At 36.6% G+C, this 5,190-nt stretch carries 8 protein-coding genes and 2 tRNA genes; 2 read left to right on the top strand and 8 right to left on the bottom strand.

All coding sequences use genetic code 11. The features are described from left to right. Positions 1-1,321: IS110 family RNA-guided transposase (locus OZD67_RS02305; RefSeq protein ID WP_274999611.1), on the bottom strand; the 1,321-nt coding region annotated here is incomplete at its 3' end. A gap of 119 nt (positions 1,322-1,440) precedes the next feature. Here OZD67_RS02305 and OZD67_RS02300 point away from each other — a divergent pair. Next, positions 1,441-1,611, top strand: a complete 171-nt coding sequence (locus OZD67_RS02300; RefSeq protein ID WP_182183881.1) for a hypothetical protein — start codon at positions 1,441-1,443, stop codon at positions 1,609-1,611. On the opposite strand, the gene OZD67_RS02295 is transcribed toward OZD67_RS02300, so the two are convergent. The 7 genes from OZD67_RS02295 to OZD67_RS02265 all read right to left on the bottom strand — a co-directional run bounded on the left by OZD67_RS02295 (position 1,559) and on the right by OZD67_RS02265 (position 4,756). Then, a complete protein-coding gene (locus tag OZD67_RS02295) occupies positions 1,559-2,008 on the bottom strand; it encodes a dihydropteroate synthase (protein WP_259346692.1) in 450 nt (149 codons plus the stop codon). The two genes, OZD67_RS02300 and OZD67_RS02295, sit on opposite strands and share 53 nt — an antisense overlap. After that, a complete protein-coding gene (gene folK / locus OZD67_RS02290; RefSeq protein WP_259346691.1) occupies positions 2,001-2,429 on the bottom strand; it encodes a 2-amino-4-hydroxy-6-hydroxymethyldihydropteridine diphosphokinase in 429 nt (142 codons plus the stop codon). The genes OZD67_RS02295 and folK overlap by 8 nt, the downstream gene beginning before the upstream one ends. Continuing rightward, the gene (locus tag OZD67_RS02285) at positions 2,426-2,809 is read right to left on the bottom strand and encodes a dihydroneopterin aldolase (protein WP_182183879.1); all 384 of its coding nucleotides are present in this window, start codon (positions 2,807-2,809) and stop codon (positions 2,426-2,428) included. The genes folK and OZD67_RS02285 overlap by 4 nt, the downstream gene beginning before the upstream one ends. Before the next feature lie 31 nt (positions 2,810-2,840). Beyond that, positions 2,841-3,500 (bottom strand): CADD family putative folate metabolism protein, encoded by a 660-nt coding sequence (locus OZD67_RS02280; RefSeq protein ID WP_182183878.1) that lies wholly within the window; start codon positions 3,498-3,500, stop codon positions 2,841-2,843. 78 nt (positions 3,501-3,578) lie between these two features. Continuing rightward, positions 3,579-3,655 (bottom strand) — tRNA-Met (locus OZD67_RS02275). A gap of 42 nt (positions 3,656-3,697) precedes the next feature. Continuing rightward, positions 3,698-4,021: a thioredoxin gene (gene trxA / locus OZD67_RS02270; RefSeq protein ID WP_182183876.1), complete on the bottom strand. Its 324-nt coding sequence runs from the start codon at positions 4,019-4,021 to the stop codon at positions 3,698-3,700. 114 nt (positions 4,022-4,135) lie between these two features. Beyond that, positions 4,136-4,756: a ribonuclease D gene (locus OZD67_RS02265; protein WP_182183874.1), complete on the bottom strand. Its 621-nt coding sequence runs from the start codon at positions 4,754-4,756 to the stop codon at positions 4,136-4,138. A 180-nt stretch (positions 4,757-4,936) separates the two neighbouring features. On the opposite strand from OZD67_RS02265, the gene OZD67_RS02260 reads away from it, so the two are divergent. After that, positions 4,937-5,009: transfer RNA gene (locus OZD67_RS02260), tRNA-Gly, on the top strand. The last annotated feature ends 181 nt before the right edge of the window (positions 5,010-5,190 follow it).

The following is a 5,190-nucleotide window of genomic DNA, read 5'->3' as shown; positions in this document are numbered from 1 at the left end:
CTTGTTGCACTAAAGTATAGCCAAATTCTCGTGCCTTTTTGATCAAATTTTTTACAGCTCTCTCCTTATATCGTGTTTCATAGTATTCCATTCCTTTTTCTACATATTCTTGTCCGTATTTGAGCATACTATAAAATATGCATGCTATTTTTCTTGCAGTAGCTGTTATTGCTTTTGGTGCTCCTAATCGTTTTTTTAATCTCCTGTAGTATGCACCCAATGAACTTTTACTATTTCCTACAGAATTAGCAGCCATTCGAAATGCATTCGCAGCACGATTAATGACTTTACGCGTTCTTGTGCTAAACACTTTTTCTCCTGTAATTTTATTGGCAGGGCTGAGTCCTAACCACGATGAAAAGTGTTTTTCTGTTGACCATTTATTATGGTTTATACCAGTTTCTGAAATTATAGTCTGTATACTTAGTATATCAAGCCCTGGAACTTTAGTAAAATCCATACCAGTTATTCGGTGCAGTTCCTCGTGCAAAGCAAAGTCAGGCTTACTTTTTCTGTGCTTATTCTTTTCCTTACTCAACTGTTTACTTTCGTTAGATTTTGTTTCAAACGTTTTGTAATAGACCTCAATATTTCTATCACATTCTGCTATTTTTTCTTGATAAATATTATATAGTTCAAATTCTTGCTTTAGCGTGAATACATGTTCCTCTCTATAATCGCCAGCTAACGCTTTTGCTATAGTAGACTGATCATTTTTTATTCGTGCATCCCTGAATTGAGCCAATTTCCCAGAATCTCTTTCGCCTTTAATTATAGCCTTGATAATTTTCATACCAGTTACTCCTGTTATATCTCTTATAACTCTATGCAGTTGTATATTCATTTGAATTAATGCCTTCTGCATACGCAGAACATGTGTAGATGCACTTTCAGTGAGGTTCTTACGTTGTCGCACGTAACTACGCAATACACATATCTGGCTATCTGGCCTAAATGACCCTTGGAGTAATCCATAACTATGTAGTTGTTGTAACCACTGACAGTCCTGAACATCTGACTTTCTCCCAGGTACATTTTTTACATGTCGCGCATTTACCAACTTAACTTCAAAACCGTAAGATTCCAGTATTTGAAACAAAGGAATCCAATATACACCAGTTGATTCCATCGCTACGGTTGTAACTTTACACTTTTTTAACCACCTTGCTAAATTATGAAGGTCTTCAGTGAAGCAGCCAAATTTTTGAACACGTTGCTCATCTCTTCTCTCGGGTATACATACATAATGTACAGCCGAACCAACATCTATCCCTGCTGCATCAGGATTCATTACCTCTAATTTACTTTTTGTCATTGTAATTGACCTCCTATAACTTATAATGAAGAAGTATTTAAGCTTGGGACGGTTAGATTATACAATCTTCTAATCGAGGTAGTCGTAATAGACTCCATCAGTGGTTTAACCGTTCCTCCAAAACCATGCTCCCAAACGGGCACTCTAGCACCATTGAGCGTCCGGTTATAACTGCAAAAATACTTCTTAATAAATTATATTTAAAAATTGTTATAGCACTGGATAAAATAGTTTCTTTCAGGTTTAACAAGATTTTTCCTTGTTCGATGCTCCCTTCTGATTGTTTACCCAGGTAATTTTGTAGTGTTTTAAAACATTCAAAATAACATCTGGCCAGAAACTATCAATGCTAACTTTAATATCGCCAGCTTTCATATAATCGCTAAGATTATCAAGTACTGGCTTTAGATGTGCATACTCTTCCTCTGGGATCTGCATTAAAGATCCAGGTCTTGTTGATTGAGCACCAAGTTCAACTATGCTTGCACCATCTGATAACAGCCGCAGTGCCTGCTTGGTTGCTTGATCTGCATCATAATAAAGACCACCATCTGAAAATGAATCAAGAGTAATATTGACAATACCCACAAGCTCTGGCGAAAGCGTAAAACTCTTTAAAAAACAATCTTGAATGTTAGGGATATCATAATCAACAGTACCGAACGTCTTGTTGATTATTGGAGTATTATCCATAGGGTTCAGCATTGCCATCAAGTGAAGCAAAAATGGTCTGTTTATCAATTCTGGTTATCAATTCTGGGTGAGGAATTCTAAGGTAGGGTGTATCGAGCGTTAGATCATCCCATAACAAAATATCCAAATCAATAACGCGAGGTGCCCACTTTTCATAGACCTGCAGGCGGCCAATATCACACTCAATTTGTTTTAGGCCTTTTAATAGCTCTTCGGGAGAAGAAGAACAACTTCCATAGACAATCATGTTGAGAAATGGCTTATCCCACCCAGATGGAGCACCATCTGGTAAAATGGCCTTAGTTTCTAGAATGATCGAAGACTTTAAATCTTTAAAATAGCGTTCCTTTAGTAACTGAGCAGCTCTTTGTAAATGGGAAAAGCGATTTCCTATATTTGAGCCAACAGAAATGTAAATCATTCTTGCAACGCATTACGATAAGTAAAGAAAACACCTCCATGCACACCGGGAACGGGTGGTGCAACTTTGTGAATAGTTACGCCTATAGAAGAAATAATATGCTTTTTTTGCATCACAAGGTTATTAATGGTCCTGTATATATCATGAGTTAAATGCTCGATTAAGTTGAATTGCTTGCTTTGAACGAGAGATTGAATACTCTGAACTACCTCCAAGTAGCATATAGTATCCTCAAGCCGGTCAGTTGTAAGTCCTAAAGGGGGGGATTTAAAGGTAAAATCAATATTAACACTAACTAATTGAGAATGAAACTTCTCTTCTGCACTACATCCTAAATGAACCCAAAGCCGCAGATCAGATATAAGAAGATTACATTGCATTTTAATATCACTGAGTTTAATCTACTTACAATTAATGACACACACTAGCGTTCATCATCCCGTCAAGGAAACCCCACAAGAGTTTTGCTCCTTTTTTAGCGCCTTGCATGGCTTTCTCTTGCTCTTCTTCGCTTAAGTCTGCAATAAGATTTGCACATTCCTCAGAATGCCATTCATCAGCATGCATATGAACCATAAAAAATTGAAGAGAACGCTCATCACTTATTGAATAGTGTTTTTTTAAACCTTCAATTTTAGACTTAGAAACCTCTGGAGTTTGACGTTCATAAGCATAAAGTGCACCCAAACCGGAAGCAAAGTCTGATCGTACAATATCAAAGTAACCATCAACTAACTTCTGTGTCTCTTTAATCTGTGCATCCTTATGGAGATCAGACCGTGTTACACCAAGCCCTTCAGCAAAACGCTTCCATAACTCTGGGTGATTTTCATCACCTTGTTCTTCTTCTATCAAATTACCAAGCAAAACCTGTCGCATTTTTAGATCTGGGCACAGAAAATGTATACCACTGATATAACGAGGAAACGCAGCAACGTGGTGATAATATTCTTTAGCATAGGTTTGTAAAGCTTGCAAGCTTAAGCTTCCTGTATTCCATGATTGGTAGAATGGATGATTTAGTAAGTGCAACTCATCTAACTTATCATTCAAAGATTTAGTAAATTCCATTATTTCCTCTATTATATCAACATATAATTCATATACTATAGTTTTCTCATTATCACGATCATGCTAAGATCAACACAATGGTGGGATTGGTAGGACTCGAACCTACGACCACTTCGTTATGAGCGAAATGCTCTAACCGACTGAGCTACAATCCCTTTTATCAATATTTATAATACACACAAAAGCAAATTTGTCTATTAGCTTATTTCACTATCAACCCAACTTAGCAAATCATTTGTTGCACCAATTTTGCGTGCAATTTCCTTACCATCTTGAAATATGATTAAAGTGGGTATAGATTGCACTCCATACTTACTTGGCACTTCAGTCCCTTCATCTATGTCGAACTTGCAGATCTTAATCTTGCCTTTTCTGTCTTTAGCCAACTTTTCAATACGCGGCATTAGACTTTTACATGGCCCACACCATTCTGCCCAAAAGTCTATCAGAACAAACCCTTTATAGTCATTGACTTCAGATTTGAAACTTTGATCATTTACCAATGTAATATCATCACTCATAAAATACCTAAATTTTTGTAAAATATAGCGCATCAATCAACAGTTAATCAACTAAATTCTTCTGAAAAATTGCCCTAAAGTGTCTTGCACGAACAAAAAACTTCTCACAAATGGTTATATCTGATGATTAAAGATATCCACGTTTTCCCAACCCATTAAGTCTAACTCAATGCGAGTAGGAAGAAATTCAAAGCACTTTTGGGCCAATTCTTTTCTATTTTCACGTTCCAACATTAAATCTAGCTTTTCCTTTATCTTATGGAGATACAAAACATCAGATGCAGCATAACTTTTTTGTTTGTCTGTCAAATTTTCATTTCCCCAATCAGAAGATTGCTGTTGCTTATTTAATTTGGTGTCAAGTAGTTCTAAGCACAATTCTTTTAAGCTATGATTATTTGTGTAAGTGCGAACTAACCGTGAAGCTATTTTCGTGCAATAGCACGGAAGTGCCCAAGTTTTCAAGTAATAATGTATTATGCTCAGATCAAATCGCGCGAAGTGAAATATTTTAGTTATATTTTTATCCTCTAATATTTTTCTCAAATTTGGCGCTGTGTAATCGTTCTTGAGTTGAACTAAGTGAACGTTGCCATCATTAAAAGAGAGCTGCACAAGGCATAACCTATCTCTGCTATGAAGTAGCCCCATTGCCTCGGTATCAACAGCTATAGACCTTATATCATCTGGTATTGAACTAGCTGGCAAGTCGTCTTTATATAAAAATATTTCCACAAAACTAATACATTTTTTGGCACAATTGAAAATCTATGATAATCAAAAACGAGCCTTAAGTATACGAAAAGATCATAGAAGGAACAACGCAAATTTATGGGCTCTCACATTTTTCGTGTACACGGGGTTTACAAATCGCTGTGTATGCCTATAATTAAGTAAATTTAGGTTAATTTAATTGCGGGAGTAGCTCAGTTGGTAGAGCGCAACCTTGCCAAGGTTGAGGTCGAGGGTTCGAACCCCTTCTCCCGCTCTTTACTTTCAAAATCATTTCGTCAAAAATCACTTGACAAGCCTCGCCAGCCCCCTTATCATGGTACTGAAGGTATTCAGTTATCTTCATCTGTGCAGATAAAACAGCAAGAAAACAACGTAGTTGGCGTCTTATTTTTAATTTTTTGCACTATGTGCACCTTATGTCTTCACAACATTTC

The organism is Wolbachia endosymbiont of Drosophila nikananu, assembly GCF_028981865.1.
In the GTDB taxonomy this organism is placed as follows: domain Bacteria; phylum Pseudomonadota; class Alphaproteobacteria; order Rickettsiales; family Anaplasmataceae; genus Wolbachia; species Wolbachia pipientis_B.
This window is presented reverse-complemented; position numbering and strand designations above follow the sequence as displayed.